This window comes from Gimesia benthica, from assembly GCF_009720525.1.
Classification (GTDB): domain Bacteria; phylum Planctomycetota; class Planctomycetia; order Planctomycetales; family Planctomycetaceae; genus Gimesia; species Gimesia benthica.
The window spans coordinates 6,345,882-6,372,268 of sequence record NZ_CP043930.1; the positions used below are offsets into that span (position 1 = coordinate 6,345,882).

General features: G+C 51.0%; 25 protein-coding genes and 1 pseudogene. 2 read left to right on the top strand and 24 right to left on the bottom strand.

The window, feature by feature from the left end:
• Window positions 1–89 precede the first annotated feature (89 nt).
• From F1728_RS24640 to F1728_RS31365, 24 genes and pseudogenes are all read right to left on the bottom strand, one after another.
• Window positions 90–3,077 (bottom strand): hypothetical protein, encoded by a 2,988-nt coding sequence (locus F1728_RS24640; protein WP_155366297.1) that lies wholly within the window; start codon window positions 3,075–3,077, stop codon window positions 90–92.
• Window positions 3,078–3,501: 424 nt separating this feature from the next.
• Window positions 3,502–4,944: a D-glycero-beta-D-manno-heptose 1-phosphate adenylyltransferase gene (gene rfaE2 / locus F1728_RS24645; RefSeq protein WP_155366298.1), complete on the bottom strand. Its 1,443-nt coding sequence runs from the start codon at window positions 4,942–4,944 to the stop codon at window positions 3,502–3,504.
• Window positions 4,945–4,982: 38 nt separating this feature from the next.
• On the bottom strand, window positions 4,983–7,106 hold the full coding sequence (locus F1728_RS24650) for a glycosyltransferase family 2 protein (RefSeq protein WP_194242505.1): 2,124 nt from the start codon (window positions 7,104–7,106) through the stop codon (window positions 4,983–4,985).
• A gap of 10 nt (window positions 7,107–7,116) precedes the next feature.
• Window positions 7,117–7,779, bottom strand: a complete 663-nt coding sequence (locus F1728_RS24655; RefSeq protein ID WP_194242506.1) for a glycosyltransferase family 2 protein — start codon at window positions 7,777–7,779, stop codon at window positions 7,117–7,119.
• Window positions 7,776–9,395, bottom strand: coding sequence for a methyltransferase domain-containing protein (locus tag F1728_RS24660; protein WP_155366301.1), 1,620 nt, complete (start codon window positions 9,393–9,395; stop codon window positions 7,776–7,778). Before F1728_RS24660 ends, F1728_RS24655 begins: the two co-directional genes overlap by 4 nt.
• Complete coding sequence (locus F1728_RS24665) at window positions 9,389–10,438, bottom strand: glycosyltransferase family 9 protein (RefSeq protein ID WP_228030333.1); 1,050 nt, start codon at window positions 10,436–10,438, stop codon at window positions 9,389–9,391. The genes F1728_RS24660 and F1728_RS24665 overlap by 7 nt, the downstream gene beginning before the upstream one ends.
• A gap of 495 nt (window positions 10,439–10,933) precedes the next feature.
• Window positions 10,934–11,344 carry an iron-sulfur cluster assembly scaffold protein gene (locus F1728_RS24670; protein ID WP_194242507.1) on the bottom strand — a complete coding sequence of 137 codons (411 nt, stop codon included), beginning with the start codon at window positions 11,342–11,344 and terminating at the stop codon, window positions 10,934–10,936.
• Window positions 11,345–11,587: 243 nt separating this feature from the next.
• The gene (locus tag F1728_RS24675; RefSeq protein ID WP_145043902.1) at window positions 11,588–12,487 is read right to left on the bottom strand and encodes a plasmid partitioning protein RepB C-terminal domain-containing protein; all 900 of its coding nucleotides are present in this window, start codon (window positions 12,485–12,487) and stop codon (window positions 11,588–11,590) included.
• Window positions 12,484–13,374, bottom strand: a complete 891-nt coding sequence (locus F1728_RS24680) for a plasmid partitioning protein RepB C-terminal domain-containing protein (protein ID WP_155366302.1) — start codon at window positions 13,372–13,374, stop codon at window positions 12,484–12,486. Before F1728_RS24680 ends, F1728_RS24675 begins: the two co-directional genes overlap by 4 nt.
• Window position 13,375: 1 nt before the next feature.
• Window positions 13,376–14,943, bottom strand: a pseudogene (locus tag F1728_RS32670) (recombinase family protein).
• A 95-nt stretch (window positions 14,944–15,038) separates the two neighbouring features.
• Window positions 15,039–15,401 (bottom strand): helix-turn-helix domain-containing protein, encoded by a 363-nt coding sequence (locus F1728_RS24690; RefSeq protein WP_155366303.1) that lies wholly within the window; start codon window positions 15,399–15,401, stop codon window positions 15,039–15,041.
• Window positions 15,402–15,991: 590 nt separating this feature from the next.
• Window positions 15,992–16,651, bottom strand: coding sequence for a HesA/MoeB/ThiF family protein (locus F1728_RS24695; RefSeq protein ID WP_155366304.1), 660 nt, complete (start codon window positions 16,649–16,651; stop codon window positions 15,992–15,994).
• Window positions 16,648–17,316 carry an MPN domain-containing protein gene (locus tag F1728_RS24700; RefSeq protein ID WP_228030336.1) on the bottom strand — a complete coding sequence of 223 codons (669 nt, stop codon included), beginning with the start codon at window positions 17,314–17,316 and terminating at the stop codon, window positions 16,648–16,650. Before F1728_RS24700 ends, F1728_RS24695 begins: the two co-directional genes overlap by 4 nt.
• Entirely contained in the window at window positions 17,228–18,244 is a 1,017-nt protein-coding gene (locus F1728_RS24705) for a hypothetical protein (protein WP_155366305.1), read from the bottom strand. The genes F1728_RS24700 and F1728_RS24705 overlap by 89 nt, the downstream gene beginning before the upstream one ends.
• Window positions 18,245–18,333: 89 nt before the next feature.
• Complete coding sequence (locus F1728_RS24710; RefSeq protein ID WP_155366306.1) at window positions 18,334–18,558, bottom strand: MoaD/ThiS family protein; 225 nt, start codon at window positions 18,556–18,558, stop codon at window positions 18,334–18,336.
• Window positions 18,559–18,763: 205 nt separating this feature from the next.
• Window positions 18,764–18,979, bottom strand: a complete 216-nt coding sequence (locus F1728_RS24715; RefSeq protein WP_145043917.1) for a hypothetical protein — start codon at window positions 18,977–18,979, stop codon at window positions 18,764–18,766.
• A 96-nt stretch (window positions 18,980–19,075) separates the two neighbouring features.
• Window positions 19,076–19,321 carry a hypothetical protein gene (locus tag F1728_RS24720; RefSeq protein WP_145043919.1) on the bottom strand — a complete coding sequence of 82 codons (246 nt, stop codon included), beginning with the start codon at window positions 19,319–19,321 and terminating at the stop codon, window positions 19,076–19,078.
• Window positions 19,322–19,330: 9 nt separating this feature from the next.
• Entirely contained in the window at window positions 19,331–20,266 is a 936-nt protein-coding gene (locus F1728_RS24725) for a hypothetical protein (RefSeq protein ID WP_145043921.1), read from the bottom strand.
• Window positions 20,267–20,297: 31 nt separating this feature from the next.
• The gene (locus F1728_RS24730) at window positions 20,298–21,794 is read right to left on the bottom strand and encodes an AAA family ATPase (protein ID WP_145043923.1); all 1,497 of its coding nucleotides are present in this window, start codon (window positions 21,792–21,794) and stop codon (window positions 20,298–20,300) included.
• A gap of 44 nt (window positions 21,795–21,838) precedes the next feature.
• On the bottom strand, window positions 21,839–22,444 hold the full coding sequence (locus tag F1728_RS24735; protein WP_228030337.1) for a hypothetical protein: 606 nt from the start codon (window positions 22,442–22,444) through the stop codon (window positions 21,839–21,841).
• Window positions 22,445–22,503: 59 nt separating this feature from the next.
• Window positions 22,504–22,698: a DUF2997 domain-containing protein gene (locus F1728_RS24740; RefSeq protein ID WP_145043927.1), complete on the bottom strand. Its 195-nt coding sequence runs from the start codon at window positions 22,696–22,698 to the stop codon at window positions 22,504–22,506.
• On the bottom strand, window positions 22,695–23,063 hold the full coding sequence (locus F1728_RS24745) for a DUF1257 domain-containing protein (protein WP_155366308.1): 369 nt from the start codon (window positions 23,061–23,063) through the stop codon (window positions 22,695–22,697). The genes F1728_RS24740 and F1728_RS24745 overlap by 4 nt, the downstream gene beginning before the upstream one ends.
• Before the next feature lies 1 nt (window position 23,064).
• A complete protein-coding gene (locus tag F1728_RS24750) occupies window positions 23,065–23,637 on the bottom strand; it encodes a hypothetical protein (RefSeq protein ID WP_145043931.1) in 573 nt (190 codons plus the stop codon).
• Window positions 23,576–23,767 (bottom strand): hypothetical protein, encoded by a 192-nt coding sequence (locus F1728_RS31365; protein ID WP_194242508.1) that lies wholly within the window; start codon window positions 23,765–23,767, stop codon window positions 23,576–23,578. Before F1728_RS31365 ends, F1728_RS24750 begins: the two co-directional genes overlap by 62 nt.
• Before the next feature lie 353 nt (window positions 23,768–24,120).
• Here F1728_RS31365 and F1728_RS24755 point away from each other — a divergent pair, with 353 nt between their 5' ends.
• Both F1728_RS24755 and F1728_RS24760 read left to right on the top strand, forming a co-directional pair.
• Window positions 24,121–24,990 (top strand): tyrosine-type recombinase/integrase, encoded by an 870-nt coding sequence (locus F1728_RS24755; protein ID WP_145043933.1) that lies wholly within the window; start codon window positions 24,121–24,123, stop codon window positions 24,988–24,990.
• The gene (locus tag F1728_RS24760) at window positions 24,987–26,210 is read left to right on the top strand and encodes an IS91 family transposase (RefSeq protein ID WP_145043935.1); all 1,224 of its coding nucleotides are present in this window, start codon (window positions 24,987–24,989) and stop codon (window positions 26,208–26,210) included. The genes F1728_RS24755 and F1728_RS24760 overlap by 4 nt, the downstream gene beginning before the upstream one ends.
• Window positions 26,211–26,387: the final 177 nt, after the last annotated feature.

A 26,387-nucleotide genomic window follows, 5' to 3' on the forward strand; every position in this document is an offset into this window, starting at 1 on the left:
CAAGGGCTCGCCGGAGTGGTGCTTGTTATTTTCGCTACGCTCAAATAACAAGCACCACTCCGGCACACAGGTAATTTACAGAAGAGATGTTACAGTAACGGAGTTGTTGTTCGGTTACGACGTTTCAGCGAATCATAACCATAATCAACCTGATCATAATTGGTTCCTGCAGCACCAGTTCCAGAGCTTGGAATGCTGTGATAAGCGCGGGTTGATTCTAGCAAACAACATTCGGTGTACTGGTTGGTTATCCAGCTCACATAAGAAGTTTGTGCAAATGTGTCTGTCGGAAGTAGTTTCCCAGATGTTGAAGCACGTGTGGCACGAATACTTTCCAGTAAATTTCCATTTTTGTCAGTCTTGAAAATACTGACTGGATTACTAATGGTGTAGTTATAGTTTGGCGAATTTCCGGTGGCGTAACCTTGTGCTTGCCAGGTTTGGTTTTCATCTACATCTGATTTATAGACAAACCAATTTGCAGTTCTGACTGTCGTTGCCACTCCATCCAGATCGATTGAATGAGAGGGCCCCAGTGATTGTGTTATGCGGCCTTGCTCATCGTGTTCATAATGTGTTACTAAATTCAGACCACCACCAGAAGGAGTTGTCCAGCTTGCTGGCACACCTGATGCTGCACCAGTGTCAATGTCCTGGATTCGTTGTGTAAGAGTTCCTAAAGGGATATCGTAAACTGAATGGTTTATATAACCTCGTTCATCCATCATCCAGGTCAGGTACCCGTATTCATCGAAGTATTCTTTCCGTGTATTAGCGATACCGGCCCCATTTTGACTAGTAGAAATGACGGGGAGTGTTGTCGTAATTTCTTTTATCTGACACGTTCCTTCATACCAGGTATAGGAGTACGAAGTGATGATCTTTTTCGTCTGATCGGTATCTGAAGGATACGAAATTTCTTTGGATAGAAAATAAGTCTGAACACTGGCAGAAGAAGATGAGGATGAAGAAGACGAACTTTCACTTCCATAGGAAATATATTCCCGCTCCAGCAGTTTGATCGACGTTCCTAACTCTCCTTCTTGGACACTGCTGGATGCCAGCCAGTTGGTGGGGGCGTGGTAGGTATAGGTCCGAATCAAACCACTATTATCCTGAAGATACTGATAGTTACCGCTGACTTCATGCAGAAGGTCGGAATATTGATCATCGTAGCCACTGATGGCCGAGGAACTGGCGTAAAAAATCACATTGGCAGAATCGTCGTATTTGAAGAACTCATACCATTCATCATTACCTGATTTAAGGATCTTGAGCATCGGCTGGCTGGCATAGTTGCAGTAGACGATGTTCTGACTGCCGTCAGGCAGAGTTTCAGTCGTTTTGGTTTTCCAGGCATTATAGTCGTCATCGAAACCGCTTTCTTCATAGCTGAATGTGAAAGTACGTGAGCCTCCCTGGACCATTTCTTTGGTGACACGCCGCTGTGAATCAAATTCATAATAAAAGTCAGCATATTGCGCAACTTGTGCATCAGTTGCCGTCAACGGATCAGAGACATTGGGGTCAGCAGCCAGTTTGTTATAGGCTTCCTTGTTCAAAATGTATTTGAGCTGATGGGCAAAGCCGTTCTCTCCACCAGAGGAACTGGAACTGCTGGAGCTACTGCTGCCTGAGGTGAGAGTTTTATAATAACGATAATAGTTCGTACCGGTATCCTGCCAGGCACTGCCGTCCCATTGTTGGGTGGTTGCGGTTTTTAAATCCTCTTCCAGGCCATAGGATTCATTGGTGCCATAATAGGAGTAGATCGCACGCGAAATATTTTCCCAAGAGCCAGCACCTACTTTACGTGACAATGTGACGCTGGAAAGGAGTAGGTCCCCTTCATCCTGATAGGCGTACTCAAACTTTTCGGTAGTGGTTACACTATTTTCCGTGTATTCACGCTCCACAGTTGTGAAATTACAACCATTACTACTCATACCAGTGACCGTGATTGTGTTACCGGCAGGGGAAATCCGACGGTAGAACATGCCAGTGTAGTCATCATATTCGGTGACGTTCCCTTTTAAATCTGTCAAACGGTAGACGTTGTTGTCAGTGTCATGTTCCAGCGTCGATTTTAGATTGAAACGGGGGACCCACTCCCCATCAACTTTGTCAAACCAAAATGATGAACCACTTTCGCCTTGAATGACAACTTCTGTAATTTCTGTGCCAGCCAGACCTGATGGCCCTTGCACTAGGAAAGGCCACTCCTTCACCTGCCAGTTATAGCCCTGACCGATGGTTTCTGAGTGGTCCAAGCGGGGACGAAAACTTCGTGTATGTCCCCAGGGAACGCCGTAACCTTTGACACTGAGGTCAGTCACCCAGTAGTCAAATTCTCCTGTGCCATACCTGATAGGAGCTTCACTATAGGTCGGTAAGCGACAGTAATCTGTTCCACATGTTCCGCCTTCTTTACAACATTTACCATATCTATCTGAAGAGTGCCCAGAACCTCCTCTTGACCCTGAATTCCCATTTGTATCATTTGAAGGAGTACAACGTATTCCATCGCATTGACCAGTAGGTCCGGGATTTGCGGCTCCCGTAGTGCCACGTGTACCCTCTCCGGAATTATCACCACCTGATCCACTTTCCGGGCCGTTACCTCCAGGCGTACGAGGACAGCAATAAAAATCAGGATTACAGGGTGGAACGGAAGGTGGTTTTGCGGTCGGGCTTGGTACTCCATCAGAAACATCAATTGTAAGTCCTCCGGTGGGAGGAGGAGGAGTTCCATCACAACAACTTTCTGTTACACCTGTCGTTCCGAAAAATGCTGTTACTGGAGAGCAAGTTGCAAACTCGGAAAATATTTCATCCCCTCCACAATCTTGTAAACTCCAGTTTAGCTTAAAGATGGGCTCTCCAGTTTGTTCATTAATTCCATGACACTTCAAACTGAATGAATACCCATCGCCGTCTTGAACGGCTATATAGCTTGACAGATCTCCTTTCCATTCCATCAGCACTTCAGTATTGAGATTCTTACATTGATCGAAAATGGCAAAAACTCTTATTAATAGTTTCGTAGGCATACCTTCTGGGCAGCAATTATTATCCATAGCTACATTCCTTTGATTTTATGTTTTATGATTTGACTGATGAGTAGGTAGAGAGAGTCGGTTGTGGTTTACGATGAATCAACAGCTACAAAATCAGTACAATTCACACAGCAGGAAATTCCATCAATAGATTTCGCCACCGTGCAGCATTCATGCTGAGCACAATCAAACACCTTGAGCTTAACGGTCCCCCGACAGGAAGGGCATTCCACTTCATCCACGACGTCTCCTCGATGCTGGCACACTTCTCGCAGCTGAAATCTACGTTTCACCTGCTGCAGAATCGATTGGCCATTTTCAAATTGATCAAAATAATCCTGCCGCCTGCGACACAATTCATAATAATGTCGCGATTTTTCACACTGGTGTCGTTCGCACCAGCCGGGCTTTGTACATTCACAGGGTGTGACTTTCATCTTCTTATTTATCCTTTTACCGAGGCTAAAATATCTGTTGTCGAAACGCCGTCGATTTGCCCGGTAATCCGGACATCACCTCCGTAACCGAAGACGATTTCTTTACCGATCACTTCATCCACCTGGTAGGTGCCCCCTTTCACGAGGACATCGGGACGAATTTCCCTCAACAGTTTGTGGGGGGTAGCTTCATCGAAGATGAGCACATGATCGACGCTAGCCAGCGCCGACAGGAGCGCGGCTCGATTCTGTTCGCCGATGACGGGGCGGTCGGGGCCTTTGAGCCTGCTCACACTGGCATCGCTGTTAACAGCGACGATGAGGACCTCTCCCAATGCGGCTGCTTGTTTGAGATAGGTGACGTGCCCGATGTGCAACAGGTCGAAACAACCGTTAGTGAAAACGACTTTCTTGCCAGACAGGCGATAGTCTTGTGACATTTTTGCCATCTGATCGAGAGTCACCAGCTTGTCGTCCGCGCTCGTTGTTTCAGGCTGTCGCTTAGTCAACAGTGCGTCGCGACTGATCCCTACCACGCCCAGATGTTCAATCTGTAAGCCGGCAGCCTGATTAGCCAAGACGATGGTCTCATCCAACTGCAAACCGGTCGCCTGTCCGAAGCCCAGAACCGCCAGAACAGTGTCGCCTGCACCTGTGATATCGTAAACAGCACGTTTTTGAGTCGCGAAGATTTTTTTCTCACCGCCCCTGCCGACAAGCACCATTCCCTGGCTGTCGAGCGTGACAAGAGTGTGCGAAAGATCCAGGTTCTCACAAAGCTGTGTTGCCGCTTCCAGAGCTGCTTCCGGCGTCTCGACAGCTTGTCCCGTAGCCCGAACCGTTTCAAGCCGATTGGGCTTGAGCAGATCGGCCCCTCGATATCTGCTGAAATCGTCTATAGCAGCGGGATCTATCAAAACGGGAATCTGTTGGGCATGTGCTAGATCAATGACCTGTTTCAGCAAGTGGGGCGTGCAGACCCCTTTGGCATAATCGGAAATCAACAAGACCTGACAGTCAGCCAACTGTTGACGAACCTCTTCAAGTAGTGTCGATTCCAATTCCTCGCAAATTGGATCTGACGATTCGTCGTCGACGCGAAGCATCTGGTGGGGATGTCGACCGGCGGCACGACCGATAAACCGTTCTTTGGTCGTCGTTGGCCGCAGCGAATCTGTTAGCACGGATTGGGAACCGATGCCCGATTCATCCAGCAGTTTTTGTAAAATGCGTCCGTTGGTGTCGTTTCCTACGACACCAACCAGTGAGACACGCATCTCCAGATCTCGGAGTAAAGCGGCCACACTGGCGGCTCCCCCCAGTCGTGTTTCTCGTTGATCGGTTTTGAGCACCATGACTGGTGCTTCCGGGCTGACCCGTTCGGCATTGCCCCACGTGTACTGATCCAGGATCAGATCACCCAGGACCACAATCTTCGGATTTGTTTTCATCGTCGCTCCTTCATCACGATGATCGGGATTTGTTATTTTCAGTTTGCCGCCGGTACGGCTGAGTTAATCTTTTCCAGGTAAAAAATCCGCTCATCTCGATATTCAGTCATTGTTTCAAGATGTTCTTCCGAGACAGAGATTTCCGGATATTTCGCAAAACAGTTCTGCAGATCTTCCAGTCGGAATGAAATCACCGGGACCGTGGTACCATCTTCAAATTGATGGTCACCGCGGTTATGAGTCTCTTCTGCAAAGGGTGTGTAAATCACAATCACCAACTTGCGTTGAAACGAGCTTAGGGCATTTTCCAGCACCTGCCGCCAGTGATGGTTGTGTTCCAGAACGTGGCGTAACAGGATGCCTTCGGATTGACTGCGGTAGGAACAGAGATCGACGACTCGATCTGCGTATTCCGTTTTCGTGCCATCGAGATTCTGAACATCGGCGTCACTGTGTCCAGAGAATATTTTGGAAAACCAACCGAATCCACAGCCCCAATCTTCAATTTGTTCACAGTCTGCCAGAAACTGCGCCGCCCGGTGATAGGTAACTTCATCGCCGAAGGGTCGCTGTTCTCCGGTAATCAGCGTGTCCCATTTTCCCTGGTTGGTTTCGGCATTCGTTTCCCGGTGCTCACATTCACAACGCCAGTCGATGCGTGCTTCCAGCCCAGTTTGTTTGAGACGAGTATAGAAAGCGAGATCAAAATCAGGCGGATCAGCCTGGGATGTGAAGATAGACTGCCGTAACAGGCTGCCACGAATGATCGTGCAGCCGAAACCGTTGCCGGCGATCGTCTGAAGTCCCTCTCCAGGCTCTTGAAAGCTGTGATAGCCTTCCTGCCAGGCACAATATCCCCCGTGATAGCGGCTACGGTAAGGGGCGGCCACAGAAGCGGTTTTGCCGTCAAAGCCCAGCAGTAATTGCTGGCAGACATTATCCGGTGGCAGAATATCGTCTTCCAGAATCCAGACATATTCGGTGGTGACTTCGCGGGCCAGCCGATTGTAAATCCGTGCCATGGCCTGACGCACAGATTGCTGAATTTCTTCTTCCCGCCGGTTGTCGTCTGCCAGGCGGGGTGGGCCGACTGCGGTTTGAATGTAATTCACAGCAAGATAGTCGGACTGGGCTGCCCAGTTTTTGACGAGGGAACTGAATTCCGCGCTTTGACTGGTGTCGATTAAGAGAAGTCGCGTTTGATCATGCGGCCATGACTGACGTTCCAGAAAGGCGGCCAATGCGGGCCAGAGTGTTTTTCTTCCCGACAGTGGAATACACAGCGTCACCTGTTCCTGGTCGAGTGCCGCATATTGAAAATATTTTGACCTTTTCTCCAGCATAAGATGCGTAAAGTTCGCTGTATGCTGGCGATAGTGATAAACGGCCTTCTGTTTGGCAGCCATCCAGCCATCACGTAAAGTATGCCGCCATAAAAACCAGTCCCCTTGTGTGTAAACGGGATCGAACATCTTTTCAAAGACCCGGCTCAAGACAATCGCATCTCGGCGGACTAAACTTCCCGCATGAATATAATTGTCGAGTTCCAGTTTTCCAGCATCATAAACGGCCGGGTACGTGCGGTATTCGGTTCTTTCACCAAACAGCTGGCAGTCGGAATAGACCACGGCGATTCGGTCATTCGTGAACTCCGCCAACCCTTGTTCCACATAATCAGGTGAAAGAATATCGTCGGCATCGAGAAAGCAGACAATGGGAGAGGATGTCGCTTCAAAGCCGGCCTGACGGGTTTTATGAACGTTACGGAAATCAACGCGTAAATACTTCACCCCTTCTGCTGCAAAGGATGCCGCAATATCAGCGGTGTTATCTGTTGACGCATCATCGACCACGAAGATTTCCGTAGCGGGTACTGTCTGGTTGAGCACACTTTCAATACACTCTTCCAGAAAGGCACCATAATTGTGGGCAATAATGGCTACCGCGACTTTCAGAGAGGGATTGAATTTGAGCTTGTTCCCCCGAGAAAGTAATTCCGCTCTCTGTTCCGACGTGAGCTGGCCGGGGCCGGTTCCCCGCTCCCATTGTTCAAAGTGCGTTTCGCTGAACTGGCACAGGCGGAAGCAGGATTTGTTTTTTTCGACGTTATGCCGAGAGCACCAGCCCTCGGACTCACAATTGCAGGCAGTATTTCTTTTCATGATTTGTTCTTTACCGTTTATATGTTTCAAATTCGGGGGTCTCGCAGGTTTGCCAGGTGGAGTCTCCATTTCTCCATCCCAGGTGATGGGCTCCTCCGGGCAGGACAGCGATCTGCTCTCCCCGGCTTTGCAGCGAATGGGGACTGTCTCGGCAGACCCACCAGTCAAAGTCTTTCAGGTTGTCGATTGGCAGCGGTCGCATCTGTTCCAGACGCGTTGTTTCCAGAATCAGACTGCAGCCGCGTTCGGATTGTTTACGCTGCCAGGTCTCAGGTCCGTCCTCAAATTCACCCAATGCAATATGTTCGGGACTGTGCTGATAACTGACGGCGCCAAAGTTGGAATAGTGTCGCAGTAAATTGATGGCCAGGGAGAACGGTCGTTGATAAACCATGTCCGCATCACTGATGAGAATGTGAGAAAAACGATTCACATAGTTCACTGGCAAGATACGTTCCAAAGCCACATTGATTCCGTAATTTCGGTCCAACAGTAAGTAACCGGTGAGCCAGTCTGTGTTGCGAATCACGGTTTGTGTTTCCTGATCAGAACCGTTATCCACGACGTAAGTTTCCGTCTGCAATCCTTCCCTCCTTAGCTGGATGGACGCCAGCGTCTGCTGCAGGAAGTGAGGACGATTCCAGCTCACCACGATGATGCATAACTCTTTCATAACGTTACTTTTCGCGCAAGAAACCAGTCCCAGTCGTATTCCTGTAAGTAGCTGTTCTCGGCCCGTTCCAGTTGTGCTGCATACTCCCCCGTGCAGACTTCCCAGCCCGCTGCTTTCAATTGCATGTGCCACCATTCCAGTGGGCGAATGCAGATGTGCGTGGGATCTTCGTCCACGGCGTTACGTCCCTGGCGAGTCATGAGTTCCTCGGTATCGAGAAAACAGAGAAACAGACCATTGTTGGTAGTCACGCGGTGTAATTCTTTCAAAATGAACGGGACCAGTTCCGGCTTCCAGTGCTCAGCAACTTGGGCACTGTGAATGGCGTCCCAACTCTGATCATCAAATAGATGCAGATTCACGGCATCGCAGATATGCAGCAGCGGAGTCATATCAGGCCATTGCTGGCGGCCTCGCTGAATCATATATTCGTTGACGTCGACTCCTTGGACCACGGCCCCAGCGGTTCCAAGTCCGCGTACGATCGAACCGCAGGCACAGCCGACATCAAGGACTTTTTTGTTGGCCCAACCCAGAGTGTCAACCAGCCAGCGCCCATAGTTGATCTGCCAGTCGCCGAAGCCCAGGTAATCCAGGCCCGCCTGTTTGTGTTCGTCGTAGTAGGTTTTGTTGTAGGCGGTCGAGGTGAGCTGCTTCAGAAAATCGCGGTTGGCCAGGTTTTCGGGCGTATGGATGTCTTCCGAATCAGACAATTGGCTGAGCACCATGGACCGCAGTTCCAGATCCAGTTGATCATAGACCCGGTGGTGATAGTTTTGCTCGAAGTAGTCCAAACAACGTGGACCAGCGGCTTTCTGGGCATGATTTCTGGGAACCAGATGACGAACGTGATCAGCCAGGTCAAAAAAGTGAACGGGATGATGGTGAGTCCAGACTCCAATCGTGGGTGTGGTGGTCGCTCCGGCAACATGCAATGGGCCGCTGTCAACGCCGATCATCAGCGAGGACGCTTCGATCAGGGCAGCCAGCGTTTCCGCGTCTCCTGTGCCTTTCCCCTGCCATAACGGGTGCCTGGCGTCCGGATTAAAAATGCGTTGCCCATCGATTAATGGAGACCGCTGATCCCAGTCCAGGATGACGGGGACGTAGCCGATATCGATGATATCTTCGCACACCTGCTGAATGAGGGCGTGCGACAGGTTCTTCTTACTGCCCGACGTATTGCCTTCGTAATGAATGAGGACTGCCGGGAATCGGCCCTCTGCATTAGCAGACGTGCCAGTGATTTCACTGAGATAGTTCGCAGCCGCTGCCTGAGACTGCTCACCCGTTTCGATACTATAGGTACACAATTCCGGTCGAGGTGTTAAGCGAAAGATTTCCAGCAGGCAACGGGCGACTTTGGTGCTGGGCCAGGACTCATGATCGTGGTGACATTCGTCCCAGTCCAGAGCGAAGCGTTTGTCATAATGAGAGGCGTCGACCTCTTCGTCCCTCAAGCGAAAGATCTGGCGACACAAACCCTGATAACAGGTATGCTTGCCTACCAGGGCAGAAACATCGACGTTCCAGTGTGGATAAAATTGCTGCAGATGTTTGAGCACGCTCGTAAATTGAGCGGCATCTCCCAAGCCATGCCGGAACTCAATCAGCACGTCCTGCTGCTTCCGTTGGCTGGTATTTGTATTTGTAACCGGTTTGCCATTTCGACGCGTATGCGACGGGGGATCGTCTGTTGATTTTGGTAGCTCAAGGCCCCTCCTTCATAATAAAGTTCAAGATTGTGAATGACTTCTTTAGGTGAAATCAGATGCATGCAGCGCGGGATGGAGAGCGTCTCGTTTACAGCCACGGGTTGTTCACAGAGATTGCGACGGTCCTTGTCATCTCCATCCCCCACTTTCTGACAACGGGATTTCCAGCAGCCCCCGTTTGAGCAACAAGTGAGCGCACCGTTGGTGCTCAGAAAACGATGGTGCGGATATGCTTCCCACTGTGGCGGTTCCCGGCCTCCGGCGATCACTACGCAGGCACGATTTCTGGGTTTTCCAGGAGGAGTCTCTACCGCTGCAGCAGCGTGCATGGCAAAGGTCACCGGGCACAGAATTCCGTCCGCGTGATAGATGAGTTTCAGGAACTGGCGAATGTCGGTCTTGCCAATCAGGTTCACGACATTCTTGAGTGGCGGGTGCCAGTGGTCAGCCTGGCCGCACTGCACAAACTGCAGCCGTCCTGCAAAATGATCGACGACTTGCTGGTAGAACTCCGGATTCCACCACTTAGCAGTGAAATCGTATTTTCCCCCGGCCATCACGATCCAGTAAGGAGACTTGATTTCTTTCCAGGGCAATGCAGACTGTTTCTCTTCAGTAGAAAGATGAATGTCACCTTTGAACTGGGTGACGGGAATCGAAAGTCCCAGCTGCTGTTCCAGGTATTGCACATAGCCATGCAGAAAGTGATAAGGCCGCTGATTGCTTTGATGAATCAACGGGTAGTGCATGTCGATGACTGAGACATCAGCATCATGCTCATTGAGAGGCGTGATGTGGGGATTATTCAGCCACAGATCATCGGCTGAGGTTCGAACATCGGTGGTGTATTGACTGGGATAAGCAACATGCAGGTCTCTGACCGCCGCTGTCAGCATCAGGATATCACCCGGGCTCTGAAATGATCTTAAGATCAGCTTTGACACCCCAAACTCCCCATCCCTGGGACCGACTCCAACTAAATCATTGATCAGATGGATCTGTCAAAAAGTTCGGTTAAGTGGAACCGAAGCCAACAAGAAATGAAAATATATACATATTTTCAGGATTCATGGGAACACTGCGTTCGTGGATAGATATTACGAGAGGGGATCGCTCAATCAAGAGGATTTTGAGATTAATTTGTATATTCCTATCCCGTTGTCATGAACATATGCCCCAATTCCTTACTGGTCAGAAACTTAAGCATCTACCAGCAAAATTGAATTTCCCGTGAACGAATTTAGTTTTAAAGTTGAGACCTGTTTGCGTTCCGGGCTCTCAACTTCTCTTCGTATGGGCCGACACTAAATTCGTGAAGCGGGCGGAATCGGTGCGATTTTTGAATCGCTGCATTGAGCGCTGAGACAATTGGATTTGGCTTTAGGAAGGGTTCGGGAGTGTCATTGAGCAGTAGTAATCCTTTTAGTGAAATTCCAATCTCAGTCTGCCGGCGTTGAGTCTGATTGGGGTTCGTCGAGGGAATAAAGGATCTGTTTGAGAGCTTGAAATGCCAGAAGACCGCATTGCATGCGGCGTGGAGAGAGAGGAATGCGGATTTGTTTCAACATGGACGGTGCACCGAATTGTTTTAGGTGTTCGATTGGTTGTCCCTGGATGAATTCACAGAGAATCGAAGTCGCGGCCTGGCTGATTATGCACCCCTGTGCCTCAAAAGCTGCATCCTGAATTGTGTTGTCCTTGATCAGCAGATCCAGAGTGACCTGATCGCCGCAAGTGCGGTTGAGAATCGTTTGACTGGATGAGGGATTCTCAAGCCGGCCACGGAATTCCGATGCTTCAAAATGGTCGCGGAGGAATGTTTCTTCATCGAAGTCGTTTGTATCATCCACTGAGAATTCCCTCCGATTCAATTCATAGATCTTTAGAGTCACATGGTATATTCGTGACTCCTTCTTGATTGAAATCTTGCGTGAATGAATCGGGGATTTCAAGTTCAATTTGCTCACTGCTCTTGCAATGGAGTTCTACTATATTCGATATTTAGATCTATCTTGAGTGCGGCTAAAGTGTATTTTCTGACATTATTCATGACTGAGGATTATTCAAAGCTTAGGGCCAATTTTGAAAACTTTTCAGGATTTAGTCTCCTCCGACAAGCTTTTTAGTTCTGATAGCTTTTGAAATTCATCCAATAATTCCTGATAATTGGATGCAAGATACCTAACGACACGGGCGTTGTTAAGTAGTTTTTTGAGATAGCCAATCACAATCACCAGGTTCAAAGTATTTTTACCGTGAGTATCTTCGATCTGTTTGAAATCTCTGGTAATGGATTCCATTTCACGTTCCATACGCGCTAAGTCAGCTTGCGAGATACCATTGTTCTCTTTTGGTTGTGCCGATTCGATTAGTTGATCTTCTGGGGTCGATGCAATCAGAAAATTTGCATAGCGCGCTGAGTAATTCGTTGTGGCACACATCAGTTCCGCCATTTCAATCTGTCGCATTGCTTTTGCTTTGCGAAGTTGTCGAAAGGTATCGGCATTAGCTTGCTTCCCTCTCAGCAGTTGCACTACTTCTGGGCAGATCCCATTCAGTAAATTTTTCTTTTCTCTTATATTTGCGATATTCACATTGAGGGCAGCAGCAATGGTGTCTTCGGAGACCCCATTATTGATCGCTTTCATGATCATAAAGTGTTCTTGAACAGCATTTAATCTGTTGATTTTATGATTATAGGTAAACGCCTCATCTTCGAGTGCAATCAGACAGTCTACATTCTTCTCTCCAGAATCCATCAGGATGTCATACCGAACATGCCCATCGAGAAGTAAGAATTCCTTACCGTTTTCCTGAGGAAAGACTACCAGCGGCTCTATGATTCCCAGTTTTTGAATTGAGGCTGAGATGCTAAGGTACTTTTTAGACTTACGAGTACTCGGGGAAATTCGGTGTAAAGGTAAAATGCTCGAAATAGCAATCGATTGAACTCTGGATTCACATGCAAAGTGGATCTTCTTTTTAGAAGTCATGTCGCTTCTCCATAGATTTGAGAAATAAGATATGCTGGAAGTGTATCGAGATCTTCAGCTTGCAAAATTGTGGTCATCTGCTCGTCCTGAAATAATTGCCGCAGAGCTGAGACCACAAATAACAGTTGGGTCTCGCATAAGCGGGACTTATGTATCAGGAGTTTCTGTTTTGCTGTTTCTTCTTCATATACGCGTAAAAGTTTCTGAGATGAGACTTCGTCTTCTTTCTTTTTTCGGGGAGTGGGTTTAAGCCCCTTTCCGTTCATGCGTCTTTTTTCTACCAGTTTCCGGGCAGTCAGTAATTTATTTCCACGTAACGTGTTTTTCTCGTATGCCTCAGTCAGAGCTTTTTGAATCTGATGATCGTTGGAGCTGGCGATAATTACTGCGATGCTGATTGGGATCTGTCCTTTTTCTACTGCCTGGAGTAAACGTTCTTCTCCCTTTTTGAGCAACTTTACAATGCCACGCACGTAGGACACTTCCAGAGCAGTTTTTTCGGCGATCTGTGCGAATGTGTAATTCCGGTCACGCATATCACTGATGTCACGAACCAGTTCGAGCGTTGAGTGCTGCCGTCTCGCCAGATTTTCAACCAGACTCATAAGCAACAACTCTTCTTTTGTTACATTCACGATCAATGCAGGAATCTCAGGCTCGCCTAAGATCTTGTATGCTTCATAACGCCCCTGGCCACAGACCAAATAATATTCCTGGTTGCCACGAGTGTGCTCTTTGGGAGTGACTGTGATCGGTTTCTTTAATCCTAGCTTTTCAATGTTGTTGATGATTTGAGCGAATTTTCTTTTACCACGCTCTCGTGGATTCAGAACGGAAATGTGTTCCAGGGGGATTAAGTGAATCTCAAGGTCGCGATTGTTTTTCATGTTACCACCTTAATTTTTCTCGGGCAGCGAGTTTTGTGAAATACTCTAAATCATTGAATTGGTAAGTATCGAGGTATACACCGTTAGTTTCACAAAGCAGTAATTTGGACTCCGAAATATCCATCATTGGTAAGAGATAGAAATCAGAAATCATGGAATTCGCAGAATCCATTCTCGCTAATATGGTGATATCAGGCATGACTCGATTGGTCATATTGATACGCCATCGCAATGATCCGGCAGCGGTAGGCTTGCATCTGGAAAGTACCATGGATGCGCTGTATTCGTTATTTATGAGAAGTAAGTCAGTGGTGGAATCGTGTGTGACAACAGCCCCCACAGTATCTAATTTTTGTTTCACATCCTCGATTAGATTGGGATAGAGACTTCTGAGATGCCGATTGATTTCGAGGTACTGATAATTCCTGTCTGGTATATAGCCGGCAAGCTTGTAAGCATTAATCAGGCTTCCAAATCGGGATCGATAGGTTGATGATGTAGGGATGTCTTCAGTCGCGTCGATTAATGCAGCTGACAATAGATCGTGTTTTTCAGAAAGAGCTTTTAATCGAAGAATCAGTTCATCATTGGTAAATTTACGATTTCGTTCCTGAAGAATACCCTGCGCTTGATAATATATCTCTGGTGGTACAATCGCCTCAAAAACGCCGTCAGCCCGGATCCACATTTCAGGTGAATTACGAACATGTTTTTTCTTAAGTTTAAATGAAGTTCTATTAAATACGTTATTGCCTATATACTTTTCATTTGTCAAAACCTGGCTTACTGTTCCCCGATTCCATTGACGTCCCAGATCAGTCAGAATCTTTTTTTCATTCAGGATAGAGGCAATATCACTTTCTCGCTTACCCTCTTTAACGAAAAGCTGATATATCCAATTGACATTATTTACTTCTGTGTCCGGTCCAGGGACAAGTATAACCCGGTCAGTCTGCAGACTTTTTTGTTCTCCCTGATCCAATTGACATTTGGGATGACCATTCATATCAACCAGCATTCGTCGAAGGCCATATCCGGGAGGTCCCCCTTGACGGTATCCCAGCTCGATTAGACGGCATTGCCCCTTGAACACTTTTATGACAGTTCACGGCTGTATTCAGCAGCCATCGCTCGCTTCACACTTTTAATAATCGTGGAAGTCGGTCCTCCATCATTTTCAAACTGTTCAGCGCAATAGTGGACTTCAATTCCACTTTTTTTGCATGTATGTTCGTAGTAAGCACTCTCATCTGCATCCTGGAATCTTCCCCAGCGGCTGACATCGTAAACGAGTATCACATCAAAATCGGCTCGGTTTTCTTGCACATCGGTAATCAATTGTCTCAATGCATTTCTACCAGCAACATTGAGACCACTTTTACCTTGGTCGGCATAGGTTTTGACGATTTTGAATCCTCGTTTTTCGGCATACTCAAGAATGACGTCTTGCTGATTGAGGGTTGAGTACTGTTGATGTTCCGTTGACATCCTGACGTATTGCGCAGCTCGAATCGTTTGTTTTTCCGGAGTCAATCCGGGAGGAGTTGCGTCCGAACCTGGGGTACTCATCTCTAATGCTTCCAACTAGCCAAAATAAACTATAAATGCTAATTGGTACTATTCTGTTCTGAGGCTGTTTGATCCTCGTTTGATATGCGTTCGAATTATGTTTGATTTTGAATATTCCAAGAAAAAATTAACCCATAATGTCCTGAAACCCTTCCATCGATCGCGGAGGCAAGTTGAAGCATACCCGCCGCAATCAGTTCATCTCGTAGTCTTTTGGCGACTCCACGGATTGTTGATGAGTTTCTTTCACTATGCCAGACATCATCAAGGAGCTCGACATGTGGAACATATTGATTGGGGGATTGAGCGAGTCTGTGGAAAAGCCAAAACAGCAAAGTGTTGCCAAGAAAACAAGTGTGATTTTTCCAGGTAATACTGAAAGTCTTTTCGTCGACGACAGGTTGTAATTCTGGATCTCCGAAATCGGGGACCTTAAGCTCCAGAGTTTTAATCAACACAGAAATCGTGTCTTCAATCTGTGCGATCGCTGCTGCATGTGATCGAGTTAAACTTCGAATAGACTCTTAAATTAATCTTTTCTTTTTACTTGTGAGCATTTTTCATTCTCCAAATTGAAGCGAGAAGAATGGGGAATGTGAGCTTTTTTATCAATGCGCTCTGTATATGAAATCCATTCCCTTCCCCCAAATATGAACTAACGGAGGCTTACAAACAATTCAGTAGAGATATGATCGCAGGAGATGAAAAATGTATGATCAAAAATGAAGACAACCGCTGTTGTAACGCTAAATGAAAATAATGCTCCTATTAATCCCTGGGATCCGGTGATTTCGGTTGGTCGAGTAGCCTCTAGAGAAATTGCTGTCCATTGTGGAACGATTATGCTCCCAGGGTTAAGAGGAAGGTTAATGAATTTTGGCGACAATTAGCTCTAAAGAACTGGAAGTTATACTGGTCTCGTTGGGAATTCCATGATGACTAAAATATTCTGATAGCTAAAAAAATGCAGGCAGGCCACCTTTGAAGGTGGCCTGCCTGCTCTGGTTATTGCGTTTTAGGATGATAGAGAAAATAGTATCGCAAGTAGTCAGCTTATTACAGTCTCGCCTGCCAACAGATTTAAAGTCATATCGTGCTCTAAGGATATCCCACGAAGCCAGCGAGCCAACTGATGTACCATCAGCCCCGCTGCAATGCTGGCTGCATACACAGTACTGCGTGAGGTACAACTGCCCGCATGAGCCTGGGGTTGAGGAAAGAGTGTCTCTGAATACTGGTCTATTCCAGAATCCTTTGTCGCAGTCAGCACTCGGATCGTTTCTCCCAGCATTCTGCCATCTGTCCAGAACGCACATTTTCTGCTGATGGATCGCCAGATCGCTGCTCGGGCAGAGATCGAATCCACACAGCAGAAGACAGCCTCTCCTGTACTTATGGAGGCACGAAACCGATCCGAAACTGTCTCCACCTGAATCGAATCATCGAGTTCCTGGATTGCCCTGGCCGTTGCTTCGACTTTAGCTGATCCCAGATCCTGTCTCCGATATCCCTGCGTCGTGATATTGGTCAATTCGACCGTATCAAAATCAACAAGCTGAATCCGCGGCGTCCCAATTGCCGCCAGTTGCAGGGCCACCTGTCGTCCGATGGCTCCCACACCGATGACAGTCACCGAAATCTGTGAAAGCTGTTCAGCGGGGACCAGACCACTTTGCCGCTGAAAACGATCTACTGTTTTATTTGTCACAATAAGTCTCCTTCCAAGTCAGGATCATCGGAAAACCAGTCCGCATCCCAGTCAAAACCGTCGAACGCCGATAACGGCCTGCCAGGTTGGCGTTGTTCGGGATGCACGTTCGTTAAATATTCCTCTTCCCAGCATTCAGGATCACAGCCTGGAAAAAGCTCTGAATAATCCCGCCTGACCGGAATCTCGCATTCAAACGTGGGACCGGAATTCATCCGCAGGCGGGCATAGGATCTTCCCTGTCGAGCGAGGATAAACATCACGGCCCAGTCAGAACGACCGAAGACGCGTTCAAAGGTCGCCTCATCAGTGGGGCTGGGTTCCGGACAAGCTCCCGGATGGGTGTGGATCCAGATCCGACCAAACTGCTCCGGGCGGAGTCCGGCATCGACCTGATCGTCAAAGAAATTCGCCACCGCTTCATCATCGAAGGCAACATGGACCAGCGAGCAGGTCTGTTTCACGAGTTGCAGGTCCTGGACCAGCAGCAAATCCGTCGAGGCTGCGATTCCAAATCCGCCGACCTCCGTATCACCATAATCACGTAGGAACAGCAGTTTGGCCCAGGCGGTTGGGCTAAAGCGGATCGCCGGAAGGGGGGACCGTCTCCGGCGATCTGGTTTCCTGGTCCGGTTCGTACGTTTCTTCGTCTTCCTGTGTTTCACAGATCGGGCACCTTTCTTCAATATCGAGGCAATTAGAACAACAGCTGGAACCACAGAGTCCACACTCTTTCAGACAGGATTCACAACAGTCATCACGGCAGATTTCACAGCGGGTCGAACAGTCGTGGCAAAATGAGAAACTACAGTCGGTACAGCTATTCGCACATTGCCGACACAAGCGGTTTTCGCAACTGGTGCAGTGAGTCTGCTCATCTGTGGTCACGACATCCGCACAATCACTGCATTCTGCACTGTGCCAGTCGCTGAGGGCGACATAGGGGCTTTCCGGGTTGTAGGTGTGCAACAAGCGCGACACCAGCACGAAAAAGTCCAGCAGTCGCCCCTGTTCTAGGGAACTTTTAATAGGCACACGGGCGTCCCCTTCACAGACGATATCAGACTGCACATGCGGATGCGTGACAGCGTCATCGGTGATCGGTGACTGCGGATCTTGAGCAAATACCTGGTACTGAAAGGGAGCGTCTGAATTCAGGTCTGTAAACTCCAGCCGTATCTCAAACGCTCCCAGATAAACGCCTTCCAGCACAATTGGCTCTGTCACTACCGAAATAGACTTGGTCTTGAGTTCGATGTCGTATTCACCAAACTCCTCTTCCAGGGCCAGCAGGTCTTCGTAGATGGTGCTAGTCTCAGGAACAGGCTTATCATCAGCGGCAGACTCCAGCTCCTGCTGCAACGTCACCAGTTGCCGCGACAGCTGAAACACCTCTCTGGTAAGTTCTCGCTCCAGCTTGGTGGCCGCACGAAACCAACCTCGTTCCTGAGCCTGCTGCCGCATGCGGATCAACCGCAGACAGTTCATCCAGGCCGCTTCTGGCAGCCCGGTGTATGTATCACTGCCCAGTGAGCTGAGTTGTTGCTCAACGAGACTGGCCATCCGCCAGACCGTTTTCGGACTCTGATTCATAGTCGTTCACTCCTGTTAATAGAAAACAGGCTGCCGGGACGAAGATCCCGGCAGCCTGTCAGAGACAATATAATTCACTTCAACAAAGGCTAGCTGTTCGCACCTTCGATTTTTGTCGGAGTGATCGAAATCCGGTCCCCGTCCTGAAATGTCTGATCGGGAGGGCACGGTTGGCGATTGACCCGGATCAGGTAATCCGAGGCGTTCGCACTCGCCATGCGTTGTTCGAACAATTGAGAGACCGTGGTCCCCGTGGCGACTTCGATGTAGTCCGCGAATCCGCCACCATCGTTGTTAATCAATAAAACTTTCATAGCATTCCTTTCTGGAATTGATTTGGAGATGTATTAAAAAGAAGTAATGCTTTAACCAAGCGACTTTCGTTTGCGACGCCTTTTTCGACGTTGACTTTTAACGGCGCGTCGTCCCCGTTGCCGCCCGCTACGGAGCAACTGAAATCGATTTGAGTGGAAGGGAGCATCTGCCTGACTGAGACAGTGAAATCCCTTGAGATCGGAATCACACCATTGAAGGAACATGATTCAATCCTTCTGTCTGCGGGCTCATTCGCTGGTTGTCCAGTTCGTCCCAGTCGATCACCAGCGGTCCCGACGTGTCCGAATCCGGATCAACGGTTTCCTGGGGTTCCGCTAATAAAAAGCCCAGGCGTTTGACGGTGGCGATTGTCTCGCCGGTGGCCAGGGCGACAGCCCGATTCAAGTCTGTCTGTTTCATCTAAAGTTTCCTTTAATACAAGGGTTCAATAAAAAAGCCCCGGCCCTGCAGAGACAATTCTGCAAGACCGGGGCCTGTTGTGGGTACATTCCATTCTCAGTGGTCGGAAGAAAGCCAGTGCAGTTCCAGCCAGTCGATTTCTGACTGCAGGGCCGCACTCCGCTGTGCGAACGGCCCCAACCGCGGACCCCGTACGGGGGACAGATCCACGATCCATTGACCAGCCGCATTCGGTTCAACAAACGAACCACGTGTGATACGCAGTCGACCGATGACGGTCAGATCAATGGCTTCCGCGTAAATACAGCGGACTTGCCCTTCAGCTGTGATGATGAGTTGCATGTGACCTCCTCACTTCGGAGTCCGTATGATCTGACGCCGCGGCCGGTCAACCAGCAGACCATCCAGGGCAGCCTGGACGCCCGACAGATCGGAGGCGACCTGTTGCCGGAGGGCGTCCCGCTTTCTCAACTCCTGGGGTTGAATTCCCTCCACAATGTTCTGACACTGAGAGACCAGGGCATCCAGTTGCTCGTTGGACCGCACATTCAACGACCGGAAACGTTCAAAGAACTCGTGCAAGTTGCCGATGGCAGAATCCCGGAAGACCTTGGGACGGCCATCGGCCTGTCCACTCAGGCGATCTGTCAGATGCGACACCAGTTTCGACAACTCATCCAGAAAAGCGTCTTCCGCCAACCGGACCGCCTCCTCGAATCGCGACTGCACGCGCTGGCACTCTTGTTCGTAGAGTTCGGGATTGAGCTGTCTGAGATAATTCGGCGGTTCGATACTGGGGAATTCCCAGGTCACTTCGAATAGCCCGACCAGCGTTGTGGGGTAATCATCGTCATTGAACAGACTTCCCAGTCGCTCCCGGGCCGCCGCCTTCAGGGACAGGTATTGTTCATCCAGTTCCGCAACCGCTTCAGCCAGTTCTTCCGTAAACCGATGCATCTGCTCCTGGAAGGTGTTCAGAGCATCCTGCCGCAATAAGCGGATTCCCGGTTCCGGAAAAGGCAGGCTGACCGAGGTCCAGTATTTCCGCACCTGGTTACGAACCGCACTCACGGCTCGAAAACGGGGATGTCCCGTATCCAGCAGCTTTTTACCGGCACTCAGGAACTCCCCTTCCGCCCCAAACGATTCGGCGGCCTGGGCCTTCTGGTCACGTGTGAGCGACTTCCGGGTACCGAACCATTCAAAACTGACCCGCGTGGCACACATCGTCGCCCTGAGACGGTCGATGGGATCGTGGTGAGTTTCCACTTCTTCTATCGTAGCCATAGTCGTCGTTTCTCCTTGATTAAAGTCAGGTTTAGTTTCTGCGGGGATCACGGGAGAGTTTGCGCTGCGTTCGGCTTTCCGACCGCTCTCCATGAACAAAGACGCCTGGCTGCTCTGCAGACAGGCAACGGTTGCTGGCCCAACGTCTGAGTCGAGCAACTGATTCTGCGGCTGTGACGGCCACAGGGACCACGTTTTCCGCGGCCTGGGTTAACGGGACATCCAGCAGGGCCGCCAGACGGCAGCAGGCCCGGATTTCCGAACCGGTCCAGTGCCGGTCTTCAGGAAGCTGCTGGTCTTCCGTAAGCCCATACTGTTCGCGGTAGATGTTCCAGATCACCTGCTTCTGTGAATCTCCGGGCAGATCCAGAAAGAAGAGACCGTCAAAGCGTTCGGCACGGATCAGCTCGGGAGGAAGTTTTGAAATGTCGTTGGCAGTACAGACCACGAACACGTCTGAAGTATGGTCGTTCAGCCAGCTTAAAAGTGTCCCCAGCATGCGTGTGGAAACACCACTGTCAGACTGTCCGGATGAGGCCGCTCCGCTCAGACCCTTTTCGATTTCATCGATAAACAGGACGGCTGGCTGCATCGCATCAACGATCCGGAGCGCCCGTCTTGTTCGCTCCTCGGTCTGGCCGACTAGAGAACCCATCAGGGCTCCCACGTCGAGTGTCAGTGTGGCCCGTCCGGTCTCCCTGCCCAGAGCTTTGGCGAAGGCACTTTTGCCGGTCCCGGGAACTCCCAACAGTAGCACGCCCCGTGGACGCACATGGGTTGATTCCTGTGATCTGGGACGCAGCGCACGCCGGCAAAAGGCCTTGAGTGATTTCAGGCCGCCCAGGTCATCAAATGACTCTGAGCCGCTGTGGAGCGTTAGCAGACCGCTTTTTAGCAGCGTCTGAGCCTTCAGCTCCAGCACGACGGAGACGTCGATGCGTCCGTGTCGTACCAGGGAGAGGCTGAAAGCACCCTCTGCCTCGTAGCGGGTCAGGCCGCAGGCAGCGTCCAGAACACGCTCCAGTTCCGTTCCTTCCGGTAGTTCGCCGGGTTCCGTGGCAATGCTGCGAGCGATCTCCTCCAGCTGGCTCCGGTCGGGGAGATCGTGTTCCAGACAGACGAACAGCTTTTCCAGTTCCGGGGGAATCTGGATCAGACTGGATAGAATGATCACAAAGGTTCGGGTTTGCTTTCCCAGACCGATCTGTTGCGTCAGTGCCTGGATGATTTCGGGAGAGTTAATAAAGCGGTGGAAATTCTTGAGGACGAGCAGCGTGGGCCGATCTGAATCGGCCTGGCTGTTGAGGCTGTGTATGGCTGCCAGGGGATCAGGGTACGACGCATCACTCTCTTCAATGGCTTGCGTTCCCTGTAGCCCCCGGTCAATATCCCAAGAGAGCAAGCCCCAGTCTTCACTGTGGCAGAGCCGGGTAATTTCCAACAACGCCTCGTCATGTTCGTGGCTCTGAATCCAGATCCCGGTAAAGCAGGCGCGTACGTTCTCCGCCAGTCGTTCGGTTAGTAACATAAGTGTTCCTCTTAGGTTGAAAGAAATAGGTGTGTGAAGTGTGCTTAAGCGGTCTCAGCCAGTTGACGGATCGTCTCCAGCCAGGAGATGATTTCTCCGTCCGGATCACGTTCCTGCAGCAGGGGGACCGTCATCTCCTCAACGGCACTGGTGTTGAGCCAGTGCTTGGCCCGATTCGTTAGTCGCACCTGAGCACGACGAGTGAGCCGTTGCCAGGCGGATTTTCCATGACTGCTCTCAAAAACTTGTTGTGCTGCCAGAGTTGCCACACAAGCATGGTCATCGAATTCCAGTGGGACATCAGTGATAACCTGAATCGAGTGGGGATGCAGATAGTTCTCCAGACTCCGTTTCTGCGTCAACATGCCGCGGCAACGAGAGCGTTGGTTGATCCTGTCGACGGTCTCCAGACGTTGTTCCGTAACCGGTGACTGCTCGCGATCGTACAAATGAAACTCTGGCAGATTGAGTGGTGACAGTCGTCTAATCCAAGCTTGAGGATGTCCACTGATCGGCAGGAAGATAAGTTCTCTATTACGTTCCATTGCGGCCAGATCAGGCAGTGCGGGATGCGCAGAATGGAGGAGTGCCGAGATGCGCCTCAGGAACTTGATGTCGTGTGTCCCTTCGACGACCACCAACACACGCACCCGTGAGGGGGCTCCGTCAATTCGTTCAGGTAATTCCTGTATGTGTTGTGAATTGAAAGCTAATTCTCCTGTTTGAGTTGGTTGGGTTGGTGTTGAATGGATTGGTGGTATTCGGCAGTCAGCTGTTCCGAGGAGACTTTTCCCAAAGCTCCTTCCAGAAACCGACTGGCATCCCTACAATGGGAACCGGTAAAGCCGCGGGTTTCGATCCGGGACTGACCGTCGGTTGAAATGATGATTTCAATGGTTTTCACTGGCCCTCTCCGATCTGAATAGTGAGTTTGATGGAACCGTCGCTGAGCCGGTTTTCCAGGACGGAATGTCCCTTGCGGCGCGCTTCCAGACGACATTTTTCCACGCAGTAGGATTGCAACAGACGATTGAGGTGAGTCGGCTGACCCCAGCGGCCTTCAAAGTTGTCGTAGCGGACCTGGCCCTGTTCGACGTCAAAGACGACAGGATACCGCCAGTCAGGGAGACGGACCGCGTAGCCAGAGACTTCCCCGCTGAACAGCGTAACGCTTTCGTGAACGGGTTCGCCCAGATTGAGTCGACGGCAGGCCAGGCTCAGTGCTTCCGCGTCGCGGACCTCTGTCTGGATCGTGACAATATGTGACATATCATGTGCTCCTTTCTGTGGGATCTTCAGGATCGGGGGGCTGCGGGCAATCCGTTAACCGTGGGTTGTTCGGATTTGTATTTGCAGGTGGCATCAGCCACGGTTCTTCTGAGACCAGGTCATCTAGCAGTAGCTCTGTCATTTGCTGATCGTTAGCGGGTTCTATTTTCTGCCTGAGCAGTAACCAGCAGATGAATAAGGGCAGCAGGCTGACAACAACCATGGCCACCCTGGTGATCGCCGCCGCAATGATCGGGTCACGATTTCTGCTGTCAGCAATTTCACGGCGTTCCGCTTCCAGCTGGTCCCGCTGGTATCCGATCTCGTTTCGCTCGGTCTGCATCTCACGCTGCAGCGAGACCAGCTCCTGCCGGGATCTGGCGTCTGCTTCCACCAGTTTCCGTGAACCGGAGGCAACTTCCTGCTGGAGTTCCGTCATCCGTTGGTTCTGCTCAGCCTGGCGCTCCAGCTGCCGTGTGGCCAGTTCGGCCACACGGCTGTTTTCGTCGGAACTACATCCGGCTCCGGTCAGCAGGATCAGTGTTAGTGTGATTGGTAGAGTCGGTTTTTCCATGTGCCCTCCAGCGTTGAATCAGGTGTCTGAGAATTCCCTGCAGCGCCAGCCGCAACCGCCGTTCCTTGATGAATGAGACGACAGTCAGCAACAGGGCGACAGAGACGAACGTTAAAACCATGTATTCCAAGCAAGGCTCCTTTCTATTGGGGATGTGTAAAAACAAAACGCCCCGCATTCCTGTGCCATGCGGGGCGTTTTTACTGACGACGAATTTGTTTTGGAGATCGACTACCATCGTACAATAGGTAATCTATCCCCTATGTATTGAACTAAACCGCTTCGCGGTAGGCCTGGGATCGGCAACTGTGATTGATCCTTCCGCTGAGGGCTCGTCCCCCCGGACCGTAAAGCACACGTAGGTACCCAGGTCCGTCTGTACGGCCTGTTCCGAATATTCCGATTTGCGCTTACGCCATTTGTGAGGCATAGTTTCAGTACCTTCCCGGTCTCTGAAATCTCTGTTTCACGAAAGGTCCAGTGATGACTCCACTGCGGCAGCGCATGATCGAGGACATGGAACTGCGGAACCTGTCCCCGAAAACGATCAAGCTTTACGTCAACAACGTGTCCCGCTTTGCCCGGCACTTCGGTAAAAGCCCGGAAGTCCTGGGACCGGAGGCCATCCGGACTTACCTGCTGTATCTGGTCCAGGACCGGCAAGTCGCCTGGGGAACCTACAATCAGGCACTGGCGGCACTGCGGTTTCTGTATCGGAATACACTTCAGCGCGGCGAGATCGTGCAGGACATTCGCTGCCCCCGGCCCGAACGGCATTTACCGGAAGTGCTGAGTTTTGACGAGGTGTGCCGCTTCTTTCAGGCGGTGCACTCCTTCAAGCACCGCACCATCCTGATGACGGCCTACGCGTCGGGATTGCGGATTTCCGAGGCAGTGCGTTTGCGGGTGTGCGACATCGACAGCCAGAGGATGGTGATCCGCATCGTGCAGGGCAAGGGAAACAAAGATCGCTATACACTGCTCTCACCCCTGTTGCTGCAAACGCTGCGGCACTACTGGTGGGCCGCCCGTCCGGCCGACTGGCTGTTTCTCGGTCCTTCACGGATCAAGCCGATCGCCGTGGGATCGGTGCAACGAGTCTGCCGGGACGCCTGTAGTGAGGCCGGCCTGGACAAAGCCGTCACGCCGCACATGCTGCGTCACAGTTTCGCCACGCATCTACTCGAAGCCGGCACGGAACTGCGGGTCATCCAGGAACTCCTGGGCCATGCCAGCCTGCGGACCACCTCGATCTACACGCACGTTTCCAAGCACCTGATCGGCGGCACCCGCAGTCCCCTGGAACTGCTCCATGAGCAAGACCAGCCAGACACGCCACAGGAGGACTCATGACGCGTCCCCGGTGGGAACTCGCTGACGTCGTGCGGCAGTACGGTGCGGAATACCTGAAGCGCTATCCCACGTCCGTTGCCCAGCGCCGCGTCATGCGGGCGTTGCAGAACTGCCGGACTGCGGTCCTGGGAGGGCATGTGGAAACGTGCCGCTCCTGCGACCATCGGCAGATCAGTTACAATTCCTGCCGGAATCGCCACTGCCCCAAGTGCCAGGGTTCTGCCTGTGCGCAGTGGATGCAGCGGCGGGCAGCCGAACTATTGCCGGTTCCCTACTTCCACGTGGTGTTCACGCTGCCGAACCTGCTGGTGGATCTGACGCTTGCCAACCCGCGGCTGATGTACGGGATGCTGTTCCGCGCGGCCAGCCAGACGCTGCTGGAAGTCGCCGCCGATCCCAGGCACCTGGGGGCGGAAATCGGGTTTCTGGCCGTGCTGCATACCTGGGGACAGACCCTGATGCCGCATCCCCACCTGCATTGCGTGGTCCCTTCCGGCGGACTGGCGCCCGACCGCACACGCTGGGTCGCGGGACGGGCCGATTTCTTCCTGCCCGTGCGCGTACTCAGTCGGCTGTTTCGCGGCAAGTTTCTGAACCTGCTCAATCAGACGTATGTCGCGGGAAAACTGGAATTCCCCGGGCGGCTGGCTTCCGTCGCCGATCCCCAGGGCTTCAAGCGTCTTCTCAACCAGTCCGTGCGGACCGAATGGGTCGTGTATGCCCGGCCGCCTTTCGGCGGCCCCGAGTCGGTACTGAAATACCTGGCACGCTACACGCACCGCGTGGCGATCTCGAACAGCCGGCTGTTGAACGTCGCAGACGGCCAGGTCACGTTCCGCTATAAAGACTACGCCCAAGGCAGTCGGAAGCGGACCATGACGCTCGCCGCCACGGAGTTTCTCCGCAGGTTCCTGCAGCATGTGCTTCCAGATGGGCTGATGCGGATTCGGCATTATGGCTTTCTGGCCAATCGCTTCCGGGCAGAGAAGATCGCGCTGTGCCGCGGACTGCTGGAAGGAGCGGGGCCTCTGAGCGAAAAACGTCCTCGGGCAGCGTCTCCGGTTCCCGGGGAATCGTCTGCAATCTGTCCCTCCTGTGGTCAAGCCGCACTCCAGAGGTCGCAGGAATTGCACTCCCGCTGGGAGCGACTTCCTGCTCCATATTTTGTTCGTGCCTCGCTGCCGGCTTCCGAACTCTGGGAGGTCTGTGATACCTCATGAGTCTTCTGCAAGAGAACCGGCCCCTCGTTTTGATCTCCCTTCATAGAGTGTTCCGGTCGGGGTCTGCGCCGGTGACGGATTCCGTCTTCGGGACGCCCCGCACAACCGTCCTGGCAATTACAACCCGCCACAGCGGCCTGCCTCGACGCTTGAGCGAACGATCCCATCGGAGAATCA